Source organism: Streptomyces sp. NPDC102259 (assembly GCF_044766465.1).
GTDB lineage: Bacteria > Actinomycetota > Actinomycetes > Streptomycetales > Streptomycetaceae > Streptomyces.
The window spans coordinates 510314-527082 of sequence record NZ_JBIWMA010000003.1 but is presented as its reverse complement, the minus strand read 5'-3'; the positions used below and the strand labels follow the sequence as shown (position 1 = coordinate 527082).

General features: G+C 68.6%; 12 protein-coding genes. 6 read left to right on the top strand and 6 right to left on the bottom strand.

Going from position 1 to position 16769, the window contains the following annotated elements; genetic code table 11:
* The first annotated feature begins 300 nt into the window (after positions 1–300).
* Positions 301–1386: an endo-1,4-beta-xylanase gene (locus ACIRPU_RS11015; RefSeq protein WP_403864674.1), complete on the top strand. Its 1086-nt coding sequence runs from the start codon at positions 301–303 to the stop codon at positions 1384–1386.
* Positions 1387–1942: 556 nt separating this feature from the next.
* A complete protein-coding gene (locus tag ACIRPU_RS11010) occupies positions 1943–3271 on the top strand; it encodes a jacalin-like lectin (RefSeq protein WP_403864671.1) in 1329 nt (442 codons plus the stop codon).
* A gap of 218 nt (positions 3272–3489) precedes the next feature.
* On the opposite strand, the gene ACIRPU_RS11005 is transcribed toward ACIRPU_RS11010, so the two are convergent.
* Positions 3490–4128: a CatB-related O-acetyltransferase gene (locus ACIRPU_RS11005; protein ID WP_403864669.1), complete on the bottom strand. Its 639-nt coding sequence runs from the start codon at positions 4126–4128 to the stop codon at positions 3490–3492.
* 347 nt (positions 4129–4475) lie between these two features.
* Between ACIRPU_RS11005 and ACIRPU_RS11000 the strand changes: the two genes are divergently transcribed.
* Positions 4476–5081, top strand: a complete 606-nt coding sequence (locus ACIRPU_RS11000) for a TetR/AcrR family transcriptional regulator (protein WP_403864666.1) — start codon at positions 4476–4478, stop codon at positions 5079–5081.
* 5 nt (positions 5082–5086) lie between these two features.
* Here ACIRPU_RS11000 and ACIRPU_RS10995 read toward each other — a convergent pair whose 3' ends face one another.
* Complete coding sequence (locus ACIRPU_RS10995) at positions 5087–5905, bottom strand: isocitrate lyase/phosphoenolpyruvate mutase family protein (protein WP_403864663.1); 819 nt, start codon at positions 5903–5905, stop codon at positions 5087–5089.
* A gap of 182 nt (positions 5906–6087) precedes the next feature.
* Positions 6088–6459 (bottom strand): VOC family protein, encoded by a 372-nt coding sequence (locus tag ACIRPU_RS10990; RefSeq protein ID WP_403864660.1) that lies wholly within the window; start codon positions 6457–6459, stop codon positions 6088–6090.
* 201 nt (positions 6460–6660) lie between these two features.
* Here ACIRPU_RS10990 and ACIRPU_RS10985 point away from each other — a divergent pair, with 201 nt between their 5' ends.
* Positions 6661–8046: a hypothetical protein gene (locus tag ACIRPU_RS10985; RefSeq protein ID WP_403864657.1), complete on the top strand. Its 1386-nt coding sequence runs from the start codon at positions 6661–6663 to the stop codon at positions 8044–8046.
* Here ACIRPU_RS10985 and ACIRPU_RS10980 read toward each other — a convergent pair.
* A complete protein-coding gene (locus ACIRPU_RS10980) occupies positions 7991–9742 on the bottom strand; it encodes a DUF2264 domain-containing protein (RefSeq protein ID WP_403864654.1) in 1752 nt (583 codons plus the stop codon). The genes ACIRPU_RS10985 and ACIRPU_RS10980 overlap by 56 nt on opposite strands.
* 90 nt (positions 9743–9832) lie before the next feature.
* The gene (locus ACIRPU_RS10975) at positions 9833–10879 is read right to left on the bottom strand and encodes a rhamnogalacturonan acetylesterase (protein WP_403864651.1); all 1047 of its coding nucleotides are present in this window, start codon (positions 10877–10879) and stop codon (positions 9833–9835) included.
* Positions 10880–11069: 190 nt separating this feature from the next.
* Here ACIRPU_RS10975 and ACIRPU_RS10970 point away from each other — a divergent pair, with 190 nt between their 5' ends.
* Positions 11070–12752, top strand: coding sequence for a rhamnogalacturonan lyase B N-terminal domain-containing protein (locus ACIRPU_RS10970; protein WP_403864648.1), 1683 nt, complete (start codon positions 11070–11072; stop codon positions 12750–12752).
* 10 nt (positions 12753–12762) lie between these two features.
* Here ACIRPU_RS10970 and ACIRPU_RS10965 read toward each other — a convergent pair whose 3' ends face one another.
* Positions 12763–14172 (bottom strand): RICIN domain-containing protein, encoded by a 1410-nt coding sequence (locus ACIRPU_RS10965; RefSeq protein WP_403864645.1) that lies wholly within the window; start codon positions 14170–14172, stop codon positions 12763–12765.
* Between the two features lie 322 nt (positions 14173–14494).
* Here ACIRPU_RS10965 and ACIRPU_RS10960 point away from each other — a divergent pair, with 322 nt between their 5' ends.
* The gene (locus ACIRPU_RS10960) at positions 14495–16699 is read left to right on the top strand and encodes an autotransporter (RefSeq protein ID WP_403864642.1); all 2205 of its coding nucleotides are present in this window, start codon (positions 14495–14497) and stop codon (positions 16697–16699) included.
* The last annotated feature ends 70 nt before the right edge of the window (positions 16700–16769 follow it).

Sequence of the window (16769 nt, the reverse complement as noted above, 5' to 3'; positions counted from 1 at the left end):
GGACACCACCGGGTGAGGTCGTACACCACCGGATAAGGGCTGTACACCGCCGAGGAGGGGAGCCGTACACCGCGGGGGGGGGAGCCGAACTCCGCCGCGTGGGGGCCGCGTACACCGCCGGGTGAGGGCTCGAGAGAGCGCGTCGGAGGCGGTGTGGCCGCCCGCGCCGGCGCCTACCTGCCCTCCCCAGGTCCCCAAGTCCCCAAGTCCCCAAGGTCTGCGGCAACCTTGCGTGCGTCTCCGGCGACAAGGGGGTGAGCACCCGCATCCCCCACTCCCCCACTCCCCCAAGGAGCAGCCGTGCCCCACACACCGGGAACCCACCGTCGCCGCCACCGCGCTCCGCGCCCGGTCCCGCTCGCCCTCGCGGCCGCGCTCGTCGCCACGGCCACCGTCGCACTGCCGCAGCTCACGCCGGAAGCCTCGGCCGCCACCACCCTGCGCGGATTCGCAGACGGGCGGGGCGTGAAGATCGGCGCGGCGGTCGGCGACACCCCGCTGACCTCCGACGCGTCGTACACCGCGGTCCTGGACCGGGAGTTCAACTCGGTGACGGCGGAGAACGCGATGAAGTGGGACGCCGTAGAACCGAACCGGGGCAGCTTCAACTGGGCGGCCGCCGACCGGCTGGTGGCCCATGCGGCGTCCCACAACCAGGGCGTACGCGGTCACACCCTGGCCTGGTACGCCCAGTTGCCGTCCTGGCTGAAGAACGGAAACTTCTCCGCCACCGAGCTGAACACCATCCTGAAGAGTCACATCGACACCGAGGTCGGCCGCTACAGGGGCAAGGTGTACGCCTGGGACGTGATCAACGAGACGTTCAACGAGGACGGCTCGATGCGAAGCTCGCTGTGGCAGGACAAGCTCGGAACCGGTTACATCGCCAACGCACTGCGTTGGGCGCACACCGCCGACCCCGCCGCGAAGCTGTACATCAACGACTACAACATCGAGGCGGACAACGCCAAGAGCGACGCCCTGTTCGCCCTGGCGCAGCAACTTCTGGCGCAGGGAGTGCCGTTGCACGGCATCGGCTTCCAGTCGCACTTCGAGGTCGGCAAGCTTCCGACGTCGATGAAGGCGAACCTGAAACGGTTTTCCGACCTCGGCCTGGAGGTGTCGATCACCGAGCTGGACATCCGTATCCCGTTGCCCGCCTCCTCCGCCGAACTCGCCCAGCAGTCCGCCGACTACAAGACGGCGAGCGAGAACTGCCTGGGCGTGCCACGCTGCGCCGGCGTCACTCTCTGGGGCGTCAGCGACAAGTACTCGTGGGTGCCGGGAACGTTCAGCGGGTACGGGGCGGCCCTGCCGTACAACGAGAGCTACGCGGCGAAGCCCGCGTACACCGGGCTGTCCAACGGGCTCGACCCGAACGCCTGACGTGCCTGACGTGTCCTCTCGTACGTCCAGAGAGGACATGCTCAGGGAATGGTCCCGTTATTGAGGTGCGACCGCGCACGTGTACGTCGCCCTCCCCGACGTCCGCCGCGACGGCAACAACCCACCCAGGACGCGGGCACCAGCACCGGCCCCGGCCCCGGCAACGCACTCGCCGAGGCCGCGCAGGAGCCGGTGCGGAGACGGTGCTCGGGTGCCTGTGGCAGGTGTGGCCCGTCTGCACCGAGCAGCCGCTCAGGATGCAGGCGGGTGAAGAACACGGGCCGGCGGTGTGGAGGTGCGCGGGCGGAAGCGACGAGCGGGAACCGGGGCACGTGCAGGCGCCGGTCGGGAAGCTGGAGGAGTGGCACCGGTCGCGGAGGGAGCGCCGCAAGCAGCGCAAACAGAACAAGCGGAGCAAGAAGAACCCGCGGCGGTAAGCGTTTTCCCTTCCGCGCTCACTGTTTCCTCAACAGCCCTTGTGCGTCACTCCGGGCGGCCCCAATCTGAGCTTTGTTCAGCTCCTCCGCCGCACTTCCCCCACCGGAGACACCCTCACATGAGACGACTCATCGGCACCCTGGCGGCCGGCGTCCTGGCCCTGACCGGTCTCACCGCGACCGCCGCAGCCCCTGCCCAGGCAGCCACCGCCGCCACGTCCGGCACCTTCAACGTCCTGACGTACAACGTCGCAGGCCTGCCCGAGGGCCTCAGCTCCGGCCACCCGGCGACCAACACCCCTTTGCTGTCACCGCGGTTGGCGGCATACGACATCGTCAACGTCCAGGAGGACTTCAACTACCACGCGGCGCTCTACGCGGGCGACAACCACCCGTACCGCACCGCGACCAGCGGCGGCGCGGGCATAGGCGACGGGCTCAACACCCTCTCGGACTACGCCTTCGACGACTTCGAGCGAGTGCGCTGGAACGACTGCACCGGTACCAACTGCCTCACGCCCAAGGGTTTCACGCTGTCTCGAGTGCGGTTGGCCGAAGGCGTCTTCGTGGACCTCTACAACGTGCACACCAACGCCGACGACTCGGACGACGCACTGGCCGCCCGCCGCGCCAACATCGAGCAGCTGTCGGACTTCATCCAGGCGAACTCGTCCGGCAACGCGGTGCTCGTGATGGGCGACACCAACACGCGCTACACCCGCACCGGAGACAACATCCGCACCCTCGCCGACGAGAACGGCCTGACGGACGCGTGGGTACAGCGGGTGAAGGGCGGCACGCGGCCCACCCAGGGCGCGGACGCGCTGCTGTGCCCGACGACCGCGCCGACCAACGACTGCGAGGTCGTGGACAAGGTCTTCTACCGGGGCAGCAAGCTCCTGACCCTGAACGCAACCCGTTACAACAACGAGTGGGCGTCGTTCCTGGACTCCGCCGGCGGCAACCTGTCGGACCACTTTCCGCACACGGTCGACTTCTCCTACACCCTCAACTCGACTTTGCGAGCCAGCGACTTCTTCGGCGGCCCGCACGGTACCGCGTTCAACGACGCGGACGACCTGCCGGCCACTCCGGCCCCGCGCACGCTGACCCTGCGGGGCGGCGCCCGACTCGACGCGGTGACGCTGACCCACGACGGCGGTACGACGGTCACGCACGGGGGCACGGGCGGCAGGGCGACGTCACTGACGCTGGCGACGGGCGAACACCTCACCTCGGTAAAGCTGACCCAGGGCCAGAAGGACGGCCACACCAGGGTCTTCTCGGCAGCGTTCACGACCGACAAGAACCGCACACTGACCTCCGGCACGGCGACGACCGACGCCGCCACCTTCACGGCCCCGTCCGGCTGGCAGATCGTCGGGTTCACGGGCCGCGCGGCCGACGAGGTGGACAAGCTGGGCGTGCTGTACGCGCCGATCAGCTGATCCGCGTCCACGTCCACGTCCACGGGTAAAGTCGACGAGTACTCCCCCGCCGGGTCCTGTGGCAGAACCTCCGCCCAGGCGCCCGGCGGGCCAGACAGGCCCTCGCGCGGACGCCGAAGCCTCCGGGAAAACGGTTTCCGGAGTGGCCGTGCGCGGGGCCGCGGAGCCCGGAGCGGCGACTGCGAGGTAGTCAGCCCGGCGTGGCGGCTTCCAGGTTGTCAGGCCCGCGCGGCGGCTTCGAGGTCGTCGACGCTGCCGGACATGATCGTCCGTACCTGGTGGGTGATGTGCTCGGCGGGCCAGTCCCACCAGGCGACCGCCAGCAGCCGGACGACGTCCGTTGCGCTGTAGCGGGTGCGGATGAGACGGGCCGGGTTGCCGCCGACGATCCCGTAGTCGGGCACGTCGGCGGTGACCACGGACCCGGCACCGATGATCGCGCCGTGCCCGATCCGGACGCCGGGCATCACCGTCGTGCCGTAACCGAACCAGACGTCGTTGCCGACCACGGTGTCCCCGCGGTTCGGCAGGCCGGTGAGCAGATCGAAGTGCTCGGACCAGGAACCGCCCATGGTGGGGAAGGGGAAGGTGGAGGGGCCGTCCATGCGGTGGTTGGCGCCGTTCATGAGGAACCGCACCCCGGTTCCCAGCGCGCAGAACCTGCCGATGACCAGCTTCTCCGGACCGTAGTGGTACAGCACGTTGCGCGTCTCGAACGCGGTGGCGTCCCCGGGATCGTCGTAGTACGTGTACTCCCCGACTTCGATCAGCGGAGACTTCACCAGCGGCCTGAGCAGCACGACCCGCGGCTGCTCGGGCATGGGGTGCAGGAGGGTGGGGTCGGCGGGCACTGGCATGCGATGCGTCCTCATGAGGCTCGGGGCCGGCGACTCGGGTCTGGGCGCGGCGGATCAGAGTTCTGGGTCTGGCGCTGGGGCTGGGGCTGGGCGCCGGGGTCGGTGTGCCGAGGTCGGTGTGCCGGTCATGATCGCAGCCCATGTCGTTCGGTGCCCGTCATTTCCTGGCCGGGCAGACCAGGTGCGTCGAGCTGTGGGGCGAAGCAGGTAAGCCGTTACGGAGCGTTCCAGGGCCCTAGGCTCGACCCCAGGGTGGAGTCTCCACCCGCCGCCCCGTTGTCCCACCTGGGAAACCCTTAGGATCCTGGCTGATACCTGCAGGTCCGAGCGCACACAAGGCGGTCCCCATGCCACGAGTCGGCCTGACCACCGACCGCCTCGTCGAAGCCGCCGCGGAGCTGGCCGACGAAGTCGGTTTCGACAAGGTCAGCATTTCGGCGCTGGCCCGTCGGTTCGGAGTCAAGGACGCGAGCCTGTACTCGCACGTCAGAAACCTCCGGGAACTGCGGACAAGGCTCGCGCTGCTGGTCGGCGGCGAGATGATCGACCGGATCGCCGTGGCCGTCGTGGGACTCGCCGGCAAGGAGGCGCTGGTCGCCTTCGCCGGGGCGTATCGGGAGTACGCCCTCCAGCACCCGGGCCGGTACGCCGCCACCCAGATCCGGATCGACCAGGAGATCGACCGGGAGCTGGCCGCCCAGTCCCCCGCTCCGCGCCGGACCGTCGAGATCACCTACGGAATGCTCCGCGCCTACGGTCTCGACGAACCTGACCTCACCGACGCCGTTCGCCTGCTGCGCAGCACCTTCCACGGGTACTGCACGCTGGAGGCCGCGGGCGGCTTCGGAGCGCCCCGGGATGTGCAGCGGTCGTGGGACAAGGCGATCGAGGCCCTGCACATGGCCCTGACCCACTGGCCGCGGGAGACCGACACCGGCGACGCCGGTGGCTGACGCCGTCAGACATGGTCCGCTATGTCAGCGCCCCTCTCCTGTACGTCCTGGTACGTGGGCGTGCGACCACCCGGTTCACGCCCTTCACGGATCTCGTCCAACGCGTCAAGCGCCGCGCCCATGGCTCGCCGGTAGAGAAACGAGCCGAGGCTGATCCGACTCACCCCCAGGTCGCCGAGCTGGGGAACCGTGGGGCCGGTCGGCGAGTAGAGGACGTTGAGGGGAACGTCCAGTCGTGCGACGAGAGCTGCGATCTCACGCGCATCGGTCAGACCCGGGACGAAGACCCCGTCCGCGCCCGCCTGTTGATAGGCATCGAGGCGGGACAGCGTTTCGGCTCCGTTGCGTAACTCGCGTGCGCCACGTTCGCCATGGTCGGCGAGCCAGTACGTGTCAGTGCGTGCGTTGACGAATAGGCCGGGCGCGGCCGCCTTCACTGCGGCGATCTTCGCGGCGTGCTGGTCGGCCGACCCCAGGGCATCCTCCAGGTTGATGCCGACCGCACCCACCGCCACGAGCTGACAGGCGAACTCGCCCACCTCGTCGGGATCTTCACTGAAACCGCTTTCCGCGTCGACGGACAGGAGAAACGGTTGCGAACCCAGGATCAGCGCGAGCCGCAGAGTTTCGTCGCGCGTCGCCGACGCACCGTCCGGCAGCCCCACCGCCGCCGCCACCGCGAGGCTCGTCGTGCCGATCGCTCGGAAACCCTTTCCCGCCATGGCCATCGCGCTGGCGTGGTCCCAGGCGTTGGGCAAGAGGAAGGGGGTCTCGGCGTGGTGAAGGTCGGCGAAGGGATTCGAGGTCGCCCTGAGTGCACGCATGCGGTCCACGCTAGGGGCGCGTCCTTTCGGCCTCCGCCGAACTGTCTCCGCTGATCCGTCTTCGCCGGGCTGTTTCCGGCGAACTTCCAACGAACTGTTTCCAGCGGAATTTTCTTCCTCACCGGCCGCCTACTGGAGAGGGGGCTGCCGGCCCATCCGTTTCCTGCTCTGTTACCGCCGTCTCAGCCTGCGGCCCGCTCTCCTGCGCTGCGCTCCACGCAGAACTCGTTCCCCTCCGGGTCCGCGAGGACCGCCCACCCGGTGCCGTCGGCCCTTCGTCGGTCGTCGATCAGTGTGGCGCCGAGGGCGAGCAGTCGCTCGACCTCCTCCTCGCGGGTACGGTCCTGCGGCTGGAGGTCGAAATGGATGCGGTTCTTCCCGCTTTTGGTCTCCGGGACGGTGACGAAGAGTATTCCCGCGCCCTCGATCAACGCCTCCTCGTCGCCCGGCTTGTCGTCCTCGTGAAGAGGCTGGCCGAGCGCCTCGGACCAGAAGGTGCCGAGGGCGTAGGCGTCGGAGCTGTCGATCGTCACGTGACGGATGGCAGAAGTCATACGAGGATTCTTGTGCACTCCGCTCACGCGGGGCAACGGAGAATCTCCCCCCTCCACCTGCACGCACACATGGAGGCGCCCGGACAGAGCCGCGTCCGCCAAGCCGGCTCGGTTCCAGTTAATCGTGGCCCCGTCCGCCACGACAGTCTCCGTGTCCACCCGGCACGGCAACTTTTTCCTGCCCTGTAGCGACCAATGGCCATGACATCTGCACGACGCACGACGCGCCACCGCCGTCTACGCGCTGCCCGCAAGCCCGCGATCGGCGCTCTCGCGGCTGCCGGGGTGGTCGCCGGCGCTTGGTGGGGCACCGCCGGGGCCGCGACGACCTCCCCTAACCTCACCCCCACCACCACCGCCGTCACGCTCGCCGCCAAGTTCCCCTATCTGTCGGCCGGCTACAACAACACCCGGGAGTGGACGCGGACGACGACCGCGGTGGCCCCGAACGGCACACTCCGCGTCGCCTGGCCGGCGGCGGACGGCGTGCACGTCACCCCGCTCACCGCGGCCGGAAAGCGCTCGGGCGCCGACACCGTCGTCAAGGGCGCCAAGGAGGTCGGCGGCCTGGTCGCGCACAATGACGGCTTCGCCCTGCTCACTCGAGTCGCCGACACGAACAAGTGGAAGGAGACGGCTGCCGCCATCGTCCGCTACACGGGTGGCAAGCGGACCTTCCTCACGAAACTCACCGGAACCGCTTCCCACGACACCGCTCCGCTGCTCGACGGGCAACTCACCTGGAACGGCACGAAGTACGGCGCCTACTTCGTCGTGCACGGAGCGGGCGGCTTCGCCGACGGGCACTTCGGGGACAGGATGGCGTACCTCAGCGCCAAGGGGGCGAAGCTCACCGGGGGCTGGAGCTGGGGTTGCAGCCACAACGAGGGCATCGCCCTGCACGCGGAGACCTCCGGTGCCTTCACCTCCCTGTGCTTCGACGACTGGCGCTCGGGGCTGTTCGTCTCGACCGGCATCGGGGCTCCGGACACCGCTCCCGTGGTGCAGCGCGAGCAGTGCTGGGCCGGGTACTGCGGCGGTACCTTCCCCGGCCGCACCGGCGACCTCGTGAAGTCGTCCACCGGCCGTTACGTAATCGCTTTCGCCTCGCGCGGCGCCGCCTCCGCCAAGAAGAACCCGGACGACGCCAGCGGCCGCGGCTGGACGGTGAAGCCGAAGACGAGCACCCATCAGGTCGCGCTGGCGTTCCTGAAGAACCGCAACTCCGGTCCGGGCAAGGCCGTCTATCTCACCAGCGCCGCCGGCACGGAGAACGTCAACGTCCATGTCGCCCCGTACGGCAAGGACCGCCTCCTCGTCTCCTGGGAGTCCCTCAAGGGCGCCAAGTGCGCGAGCGGTACCTGCACCGGCGCCTTCACGGGCACCCACCTGCGTCTCGTCGACTGGAACGGCAGGTTCCAGAGCCCGGACAAGGTGGTGGGCACCCGCATCACCGGTGACCTCGCGGTCCTCAAGGACGGGACACTGACCTGGGCCTACGCCCCCGTGACGCCGACCTACGCAAAGCCGCTCACCGGGGCGTCACCGACCACGACGACGTTGCGGATCGCTCGTCTGAAGCCATGAAGCGGAAGTGGCGTTCCGAACCCGTCGGCCGGCGGACGCTCAGGTCGTACGCGCCATGAGCGGTGTCGGCATCGGCCCTCTGCACCTCCACGGACACCAGTTCCCGCAGGGGCAGGGGGTCCGGCTCGGCGGTGAGGCGGGCCAGCGCGACGAAGAGTGTCGCCGGCCCCTCTCCCAGCACACCCGACAGGGGGGACGTGCCCGCCAGCCCGTGCACGGGCACGAGCTCCGCCCGCTCGGCCCCGCCCGCCACCGGCGCCCAGCCCGTGATGCGCACTTCCGTTCCCGGCTCCGCTCCGGCCACCAGGTGGGCCCGCACCTCCACCGCGCCGTCGGCCACCACCAGGCTGGTGACTTCGGCCCCGGAGCTCAGCACGTATCGGGAGGCCGCCCAGTCCTCCCCCACTCCGAGCGGGACGATGCCCTCGCGATGCGGGTCGCCACCGACCATGACGACGTTGTCCGGTGGCGCGTCCAGCGGCCGGGTGACCGTGGAGTACGCGAACCTTGTGTAGTACGGGTCGTAGCGGACGTCTTCGCTGCCGTGGTTGTGCAGGCGGACCAGACCGTCCGAACTCGTCGACTGAAGAAGCCAATTGGGAGCGGCAACGGGGGTAACCGCGTTTCCCCGTTCCACCGGACCCGCCTCCTCCGTGGCCGTCCACACCTCGTGTTCCGGTGGAAGCAGCAGACCGAGGAATCCCTTGCTCGCCCAGTAGGGGGAGGCGGGTCCCGAGTAGCCCTGGAGGACCGACTCGTCGGGACCGTGCCAGCCGAGGGTCAGCAAGCCCTGTGCGTCGACCGCGTCGCGTTCCAGGAAGTACTTCAGCGCTCCCGAGGCCAGGCGGCGGGTCTCGCCGGGGTGCAGCGGGGTGTGGCCGGTCAGGGCGCCCAGCCACAGGGGGGCGGTGGTGGCGAAGCGGTAGGTGAGGGAACGGCCCTGGTGCAGGGGGGCGCCGTCGCCTCCGAACAGGCGTGCGTAGTCGTCGAGATGGGTCCTGAGCCGTCCGCCGTAGAGGGCGAGCAGCTCGGGGTCGTCGGCCAGCCAGGCGTGCAGAACCGGGTAGAGGTGCATCGCCCAGCCGTTGTAGTAGTCGAAGGCCCGGCCGGCCCCGTCGCTGTACCAGCCGTCGGCGACGTACCACTGCTCGATGCGCTCCAGCCCTCGGTCGATCGCCTTGCGAGAGTCCTCCGGTTCATGGCCGACGGACTCCAGGAAACCGCCTACCGTCACCGGGAACAGCTCCCAGTTGCAGGGCCAGGCCTCGGCGGTGAGCGCGTCTCCGAGCCAGGCCGCCGCGCGCTGTCGGACGCCGTCGTCGAGACGGTCCCAGAGCAGCGGACGGGTGAGTCGCAGTGCCAGGGCGATCGACGCCGCCTCGACGAGGGGCTGACCGCGGTCCTCGATGCGGGGCCAGACGCCGCCGACGCCGGCCGCGAGACCGCTTGCGTAACGCTCCAGCGCCGTCTCGTCACGACGGAAGGCCGCCAGTAGCAACGTACGGGCGTACCCTTCCAGGCCGTCGGAGAGGCGGCCCGACCAGCTCGCTCGGTCACCGGGAAAGTGGTAGAGAGCGCGATCCTCGGTGGCGTACGGCTCCACCGCGGCGAGCAGCGCGTCGGCGGCCGCCTCCCAGTGGGCGCGGGTGTAGCCGGTGCGGGGGCTGCGGGCGAGGTCGGGCGGGGGCAGGTGCATCTGCTGTTTCTTTCCTTCGCGGCCGGTGCGGAGCCTGGTGATGCCAGGACCTGGGGGCGTCCCGGTTCCGGTCGGGGCGCCCCCAGGCGTTCATCCCACCCGCACGGTGCCCCTCGGCACCAGATGCTGGGCGACGAGTTCATCGCGGACCAGGCCCGCGTAGACCGTTGCTCCGTGCACGGAGGTGTGTGTGTTGTCGCGCTTCTCGTTGTAGAGGTAGAGCGCCTTGGAGCCCTCGACGCCCAGGGACTCCACCAGCGCCTTGGTCTTGGCGGTGAGGTCGATCAGCGGAACCTCCTGAGTGGCGGCGACCGAGCGGATCACCGCCGGGTGGTCCACGCCAAGCCCGTTGACCAGCAGGGCCGTTCCATTGTTCAGCGTGCCGTCGGCGTTGAACCAGCGGCGCACGATGGGGGTCACCAGGACCGGCTGCCCGCCCTTCTCCCTCACTCCCGCCACCAGTGTCTCGAGATTCGCCCGGTAGGTCGCCTCGTCGGTCGTCTTGTCGTTGTGGGCGAGTTGGACCAGGACCAGATCGCCGGGGCGGATCAGCGGCTGAACCGTGGCCCAGAGCAGCGGGTTCCCCAGATAGGTGACCGTACTCTCTCCGGAGTCGGCGTAGTTGGCGACCGAGACGCCCCTGCGCAGGTACTGCGGCAACTGCTGGCCCCAGCCGGTGTACGGATCCGCCGGCTGGTCGCAGACGGTGGAGTCACCGACGAGGAAGACCTGCCGTGCGTGCCGGGCCGGGGTGACCCTGATGTCGGCAAGGGCCGGCGCCGAGCCGCCGACCGCCAGATCCAGACCGGCGGTTCCGGCCGCCCCCGTCGGTTCGCCCTCCGGGGTGCGGACGTTCACCGTGAAGCTGCGGACAACGCGTTCACCGGCGGGAGCGCCGGTCTCGGGGAGAAGCGCGCGCCGGGTCTCCCCGCTGATGCCGGTGCTCGACTCGGCGTCGCCACCGAGGACGACCTCAACGTTGTAGGTGCCGGGCGGGACATCGAAGTGGCAAGCGGTTGCTGTGCAGTTTTCGATACCGAGGGGCGTGTGACCGCTGCGCGCCTGAGCGGCGGGTACCGACGTCAGACCGACGGTCAGGGTCAGCGCCGCCAGGACGGCGATGTTGAAACGTCTCACTTGCGGCTCCTCCGTCACGGCAACAGGGCTGGCGGCTGGACCGTACCGCCTCCGGCAAGCGCTTTCTAGACCTGGGGCCGATTTCACAAGATTGCCAACCTCCCGCGAGTGAAAGCCCTTTCGCGAAATCGATTCAACTGTCACTCTCTCAGGCACCCGCACCCCCACACCTCCCGAAGGAGGCACCCCCATGTCCGGATCCGAGAGCCACCGGCCGATCCGACGCCGCACCTTCGTCCTCGGCACCGCGGCCACGGCAGGCTCGGCCGCCCTGGCCGGGCCGCTCGCCGCGCCGGCCGCCGCAGCAGCCTTCGGCTACACCGACGACGGCTCGAACTACGTCGTCGACACTGGGGCCAACCTGGTCTTCAAGGTCAGCAAATCCACCGGTGACCTGACCTCACTGGTCTACAGGGGAACCGAGTACCAGGGCTACGGCGGCATGAACTCGCACATCGAGTCGGGCCTCGGCAGTTCCACCGTGACGATCACGCAGTCCGGTTCGACGATCCTGATCTCGGTCACACACGGCACCCTCAAGCACTACTACGCGGCCCGAAGCGGCGAGAACAACGTCTACCTGTGGACCAACAAGGCCGACACATCCGTTTCGGCAACCCGTTACATCGTGCGTGTCAAAGCGGGCCTGTTCCTCAACGACGAGCCCGACTCCTACACGTACACGACCAGCACCATCGAGGCCTCCGACGTCTTCGCGAAGTCCGACGGCCAGACCCGCTCCAAGCACTACTCCAAGCTGCGCGTCATCGACTACAACTACATCGGCTGGACGACCGGCAGCGTCGGTCTGTGGATCGTGCGCAGCAACCACGAGAAGGCGTCTGGCGGCCCCTTCTACCGCTCCCTCCTGCGCCACCAGAGCGCCGACGGCGGCGGCCTGTACGAGATCCTGTACTACGGCCAGAACCAGACCGAGGAGCAGCGCTTCGGCCTCCAGGGCCCCTACGTCATCGCCTTCACCGACGGCGGCGCACCCTCCTCGTCACTGTTCCCGGGGACCCTGACCACCTCATGGGCGGACTCGCTCGGCATCTCGGGCTACGTCGCGGCGAGCGGCCGGGGCCGGGTCGCGGGAGTCGGCATCACGGGACGCAACACGGCCTACCCATACACGGTCGGCCTGGCCAACTCGGCTGCTCAGTACTGGGGTTCGGCACGGTCGTCCGACGGCTACTTCTCGATCGGCGGGGTGCTCCCGGGAACGTACACACTGACCGTCCACAAGAGCGAACTGGCTGTATACAGTACACAGGTGACTGTGTCCGCAGGCGGGACGACCACCCTCAACTCCCTCTCGATCCCGACCTCGAACGACCCGGGCAACGCGAGCGCGATCTGGCGGATCAACGACTGGACCGGCACACCGAGCGGATTCAAGAACGCCGACCTGATGACGTACGCGCACCCGTCGGACGTGCGGGCCGCTGCCTGGACCGGCAACGTGGTGATCGGCAGCGGCAGCGAGACCTCGGCCTTCCCCTGCTACATCTGGAAGGACGTCAACAGCGGTCTGCTCGTGTACTTCAAGCTGACCGCGGCCCAGGCCGCCGCCGCGCACACCTTGCGCATCGGCGTGACGACGGCCTACGCCAACGGCCGGCCGCAGGTCGCGGTGAACGACGCCTGGACCTCGGCCATCCCCTCCCCGCCCACCCAGCCGAGCACCCGGTCCCTGACCAACGGGTCCTACCGGGGCAACAACTACACGTTCACCTACAGCGTGCCGGCGAGCGCGTGGCTCACGGACACCAGCCAGTACAACGTGCTGAAGATCAACGTGGTGAGCGGTTCGGGGACGACCTCCTACCTCAGCGCGGGCACGTCGATCGACGCGATCGACCTGCTCGCCTGACGTAGATCGGTCAGGTGCCGCGCGTCCACTGCTGGTTGGTTCCTCCGTTGCACGTGTAGGTGATGAGGGCGGCGGAGTTGGCGGTGGACGCGCCGTTCACGTCCAGGCACTCGCCGCTCGCGCGGGACTTGACGTTGACGTAGCTGCCCGAAGTCGTCAGCGACCACTGCTGACCGGTGGCCGTCGTGCAGTTCTCTTGACTGACCGAGCTCTCGTTCTCCTGCACGCAGAGAGAACTGCTTCTGACGATCAACTGGTAGTAACCGCTTCCGACGGACTTGAACCAGTACTTCTGGTTGTTACCGCCGTTGCAGTCGTACTGCTTGATCTGGGCACCCGCCCAGAGGGACTGACTCGTGACATCCGCGCACTTGCTGCTGTGCCGGGCGATGAGCGTGTTGTACGTGGCACTCGTTCCGGTGATCGTTCCAGCCGCCGCGTCGACGGTGACCTCGGGGGACCAGGACATCGACAGCGAGGTGGTCGTGGGGAAGGTCAGCGGCAACCAGACGTAACGGGAGTCGTTGACCGTCCCGCCGAAGGAGTTGCCCCAGCGGTCACCCAGGTAGAGGTACGAGGTCCCGGAGGTGCCCTGGACGGGCAGTACGTACGCGGTCTGCGAGCCGTACGCCGTCGAGTCGCCGACGTTCGTCATGGCCGACCAGGGGCCGGCGAGTGAGGTCGCGGTGGCGTACTGCTGCTGGTTGGCGCTCCAGCCGGTCGCGCCGGAGGTGAGCATGAAGTAGACGCCACCCCGCTTGAACAGCGCCGGCGCCTCACGGTGACCGCCGTGCCAGGGGTCGGCGACCAGGCTCGCGATACCGGTGTAGTCGGCGGTGAGCCGGTAGATCTGGAGGTCGTAGTTCTCGCGTGCGGCCGAGACCATGTATCCGGCTCCGTCGCTGTCCACGAAAACCGTGATGTCACGGGACATGTGCTGGTCGAGCGGGCGGAAACTGCCCTGCCAGGTGTAGTTTCCGTCGACGGTGTCCGACACGGCGACGGCGGCTCGGGCCTCGCTGTAGTCGGTGCCGTTCTCCTTGTGCATCCACATCACGAACTTGCCGGTGGACGCGTTGTACATGACCTTCGGACGTTCGATGTTGGCGGCGGCCAACTCGGAGTCGCTCGACTGGGTCAGGACGTGGTTACGGAACTCCCAGTTCTTCAGGTCGGTGGAGCGGTAGGCGTCCACGTACCGGAAGGTGTTGTCGGCGTTGCGGTTCTCGCCGAACCAGTAGTAGTAGGAGCCCACTTTGAGGACGCCGCCGCCATGGGCGTGTACGGGGCTGCCGGAACTGTCGGTGAACTGGGTGCCGTTGACGATCGTGACAGGAGCCGCCTGGGCGGGTCCCGCCGTCGCAAGGGCGCCGATCAGCACAAGACAGAGGGCGAGCAGGGTCGTGTATGCACGTCTCATCTCACGCACTCTCCTTCACAGGGTCGGCGACGGGGACGCCGAAGTAGGGGTGCCGTCCAGGTGCGGGCCGCATGCCTGGATCCGGGTCTGGCGACTGGGGGTGTTCAGAAATTGTTCGGAACTGCGAACAACATGTGGAATGGCGAACGCCGAAAAGGTAAGGGTGCGTTACGAGCAGGTCAACGGGTCGGACGGGACTTGACGGAAAGCCCTTTCCGGAGGTTTCCGGCGGGAAGGGCGTTTCTGGGTGCGGCGAGGCGCCCGTCGACACTCGGGGGAACAAATTTCTGTTATCCGTGTCGCCCCGACACGTCTCCTCTTCGTGCGCAGCCCTCTCCACACCTCAGCAGCGGTCGTCGGCGCCCTCGCGGCCGTCGCCGCCCTCGTGGCCACCGCTCCCCCGGCCGTGGCCGCCGGCGCCCGGGACGTCACCGCCGATGTCCTCGCGAATCGGGACGTGACGCTCGCCGGCGACACCGTGGTCACCGTGGCTTCCGGGACAACGACCTACGACGGCGTTTTCCGCGGCCAGGGAACGCTTACCGTGCGCGGTGGCGGAACGCTGGTCCTGAGCAAGGACAGCGATTTCACGTTGCCCAAGGCACGCCAGCGGCAGGTGGTGCGCACACAGGGCGGAAACCATCCCTACACGACGGTCGGCAACCCCGATCCGCCCGCGATCACAGTGGAGCGTGGGACGACCCTCCAGTACGGCACCGGCGGGGGCACGGGGCTGATCGGGCACTTCCCCTACGACACTCCCGGTTACCAGCTCAATCAGCTCAACGTCCGCGTCGACGGCACTCTCCGGCTCTCGTTGACCCGCACCTTCAACATCGGCACGATCAGCGGCTCCGGCCTCGTCACCCAGCCCCGCAACATGTGGGGGACCCTCGACCTGGCGGGCACCCACCCCTTCTCCGGGGTCATCGACAACGGCACCGGGATGGCGGTCGGCCGCCCCGAGTACGCGGTGTCGCTGCCCCACGCCCGGGCGATCCTCAACCAGGGCAGCTGGATCATCGACACCCCGCTGTACCAGACGATCACCCTGCGGCAGGACTTCTACCAGCGGGAGTACGGCAGCGACGTCAACGTCCACTCGCGGCCCGGCAGCAAGGTCATCCTCACCGGGCAGTACAGCTACAGCGACCAGGGCGGCGACACCGATCCTTCGCTCAGCGACCCGGACATCAACTGGCGTCCCGTCGCGCACCAGTTGAACAAGCGCGGCACCAACATCGAGGGCGCCGACGTGCAGTGGGGCGATGGCACCACGCACAAGATCTTCATGCCGGGAACAAAGGACACCGTTTACATCAACCTGCACGAGGCCAGCGGACGGCGGTCGCTGCTGACGTTCGACTACGACGGGCCGGTCACCTTGGGAGCGCCGATCGGCGGCGGCAAGTATCACGACACCCTGGCCGCGCCCGGCGCCGGTGACGTCGTCATCGCCGGGACCAAGGGCAACGACGTCACCTTCGCGGCCGCGCAGTATTACGACGGTTCAACGACCGTACAAGAGGGGTCCGTTCTGCGACTCGGGTCGGCACAGGGAGACGGCTCCCTGCTCACCGGTACCGACCGGCGCCGGATCGTGAACAACGGCACTCTCGTCGTGCGCAACACGAAGACCGCGATCTCTCTTTCCCGGCTCGGCGGCAGCGGCTCGCTCGTCCAGTCCGGAGCGGCGACGACGACTCTTACGGGCACCGCGGTGACGTACACCGGGACGACGACGGTCAAGCTGGGAACCCTGGCGCTCAGGGACGGGGCCACCCTCGCCAACAGCAGGGCGGTCCGACTGACGTCGGCGGGAGCGCGGCTGGACACCGGCGGCTCGGCACTGCGGGTGACGAGCGCACTCAGCGGCAAGGGCACCGTGAACGGCGCCGTGACGAACGAGGGTGTGGTCACGGGCGGGCTGACCGTGACCGGTGCCTACACGCAGAACGACAAGGGGCAACTGGTCCTGGCGGACACGCCCCTGAAGGTGGGCGGCAAGGTCACGCTGGGCGGCGGACTCGACCTGTCCGCGGCAGGTACGGCCACTGCGACGACCCGGACTGGTACCGCTTACGACACATCCTCCGCCCCGACCAAAACTGGTACCGGTTCCGGCAAGGATTCCCCCGCGACCGGCGACACGCCGGCCCAGGAGATCACCGTCCTGGACCACACCGGTGACGCCCCCACGACAGGCACCTTCGACAAGCTGCGCGAGGGAGCCGAGGTGAAACTCGCCGACACCGTTTACCGGATCAGTTACAAGGGCGGGGACGGCAACGACGTCGTCCTCACAGCGACAGCCGTGAGCCGCTCGGCGGGCTCGCACGGACAGGCCTCGTCGGGGTCGGTGACAGCCGAGACGCGCAGCACGAGCGCGGCCGAGAGCGGCGCGTTCGGCTGGTGGCCGTACGTCCTGGCAGCCGGATTGCTCGGCGGACTACTGGTCCCTGCGACCAAGCGCGCGCGGGGCGGCGCGCGTCGCCAAGCTGGACGGCACTCGGCGCACGGGCGATGAGCCGTCGCATGTCACCCGGGCAGGGAAAAGTGGGGCAAGGGCGCCCCGCCCCCATCGCCTGTCCCACATC